Origin of the sequence: Micromonospora tarensis, from assembly GCF_016803395.1 — a bacterium.
Taxonomy (GTDB): Bacteria; Actinomycetota; Actinomycetes; order Mycobacteriales; family Micromonosporaceae; genus Micromonospora; species Micromonospora tarensis.
In genome coordinates, this window is record NZ_JAEVHL010000465.1 from 1 (window position 1) to 1,978 (window position 1,978).

Consider the following 1,978-nt stretch of genomic DNA (forward strand, 5'->3'; position numbering starts at 1 on the left):
TGCCGGCTGCGCGGCGCGAGCGACGTGCGCGGATACCGGGTCGACGTGGCCGACGCGGGTGCGGTGCAGCGGGCCGCCGACGACGTGGTGCACCGCTGGGGCGTCATCGACGTGTGGGTCAACAACGCGATGGTCTCGGTCTTCGCGCCGGCCTGGGAGATCCCGGCCCGGGAGTTCCGCCGGGTCACCGAGGTCACCTACCTGGGCACTGTGCACGGCACCCTGTCGGCGCTGCGCCACATGCGGGCGCACGAGCGGGGCACGGTCGTGCAGGTGGGCTCGGCGTTGGCCTACCGGGGGATCCCGTTGCAGTCGGCGTACTGCGCGAGCAAACACGCCATCCAGGGGTTCAACGACTCGCTGCGCGCCGAGCTGCTGCACGACTGCCCGGGGGTGAAGCTGTCCATGGTGCAGCTGCCCGCGATCAACACGCCGCAGTTCTCCTGGGTCCGGACCGGCTGCCCCGGCATCCGCAGCCGGTGCCGCCGATCTTCACCCCGGAGCTGGCCGCCCGGGCCATCCTGTGGGCCGCCGACCGGGGCACCAGGGAGCTGAACGTGGGTGGCCCGACGTGGCAGGCCCGGCTGGCCGACATCCTGTTCCCGGGCCTGCTCGACCGGAAGCTGGCCCGAAACGGCTACGAGAGTCAGCAGACCGGCCAGCGGATCGATCCGGCGTCCTGGCGGGACAATCTCGACCACCCGGGCGACGAGGACACCGACCGGGGCGCGGCGGGCGTGTTCCGGGGCCAGGCACGGGACCGTTCGGCGGCGCTCTGGGTCGGCACGCACAAGCCGGTGTTGTCCGGCGCCGCGCTCGCCGTCGCGGCACTGGCACTCACCGCCGCCGCCCGCCGCAGGCGCTGACGCCCGCACCCAGTGGCCGCCCCCGGCCCTGACCGGCGGACGGGGCCCGGACCGGGGTGGCAAGCGACGATCCGCAACGCCCGCAGGGGTGCCTCTTTCCAACCGAATGCGGCACCTGGATACCCTTTGAAGGAACCCTTGTCCGCAAACCGAGGATGTCCGACATGATCAAGCCCGTGCAGTTGCCGTCGCCGTGGCGGGACGCACGCCTGACCGTCGTCGTGCCCACCTACAACGAGGCGGGCAACCTCCCGGCGCTGGTCGAGCGGCTGCTCGCGCTGCCGCTGCCGGGGCTGCGCATCCTCGTGGCCGACGACAACTCCCCCGACGGCACCGGCGAGGTGGCCGACAAGCTGGCCATCGAGCACCCGGACCGGGTCGAGGTCGTGCACCGCGCCGGCAAGGAGGGCCTCGGTCGGGCGTACGTGGACGGGATGAGCCGGGCCATCGAGGGTGGCGCCGAGTACGTGGCTCAGATGGACGCCGACCTCTCGCACCCGCCGGAGGCGCTGCCGGGGATGTTGGGTGCGCTGCTCTCCACCCAGGCCAGCGTGGTGATCGGTTCCCGGTACGTGCCCGGCGGCGAGCTGGACGAGAACTGGCCGCTGTACCGTCGGGCGCTCAGCGGCTGGGCCAACCTCTACGTGCACACGCTGCTGCGGGTGCGGATCCGCGACCTCACCGCCGGCTTCAAGATCTGGCGGGCCGACGCGCTGCGCGACATCGACCTGGAGCGGGTGCAGTCCAACGGCTACAGCTTCCAGGTGGAGATGCACTATCTCGCCACCAAGCTGGGGCACACCATCCTGGAGGTGCCGATCCGCTTCGAGGAGCGCCGGGACGGCGTCTCCAAGATGACCACCGCGACCAAGGTGGAGAGCGCCCTGATGCCCTTCCGGCTCCGCAGCAAACACCGCAACATCACCCGCTGACCCCACCCCACCCGTCCGACCTTGTTGATCAAGAAGTTCGGGTCACCAGCACGGCGAGATCTGACCCGAACTTCTTGATCACCGGGGGCGGTCCCGGGAGGTCAGGTGGGGTAGATGGCGCGGTGGGCGGTGCTGATGACGGCGGCGTAGGCGCGGCCGGTGACGGCGCGGTCGCGGGCC

At 71.6% G+C, this 1,978-nt stretch carries 3 protein-coding genes; all 3 read left to right on the top strand.

The window, feature by feature from the left end; all coding sequences use genetic code 11:
* The coding region (locus JM949_RS40120) for an SDR family NAD(P)-dependent oxidoreductase (protein ID WP_407664886.1) at positions 1-555 on the top strand (555 nt) is incomplete at its 5' end.
* Positions 556-557: 2 nt separating this feature from the next.
* A complete protein-coding gene (locus JM949_RS40125) occupies positions 558-866 on the top strand; it encodes a hypothetical protein (RefSeq protein ID WP_407664887.1) in 309 nt (102 codons plus the stop codon).
* Between the two features lie 164 nt (positions 867-1,030).
* Entirely contained in the window at positions 1,031-1,798 is a 768-nt protein-coding gene (locus JM949_RS35545; RefSeq protein ID WP_203152420.1) for a polyprenol monophosphomannose synthase, read from the top strand.
* Positions 1,799-1,978: the final 180 nt, after the last annotated feature.

Excerpts from the sequence above, each read along its gene's own strand:
- JM949_RS35545 (WP_203152420.1), top strand. The coding sequence starts at position 1,031 with ATGATCAAGCCCGTGCAGTTGCCGTCGCCGTGGCGGGACGCACGCCTG.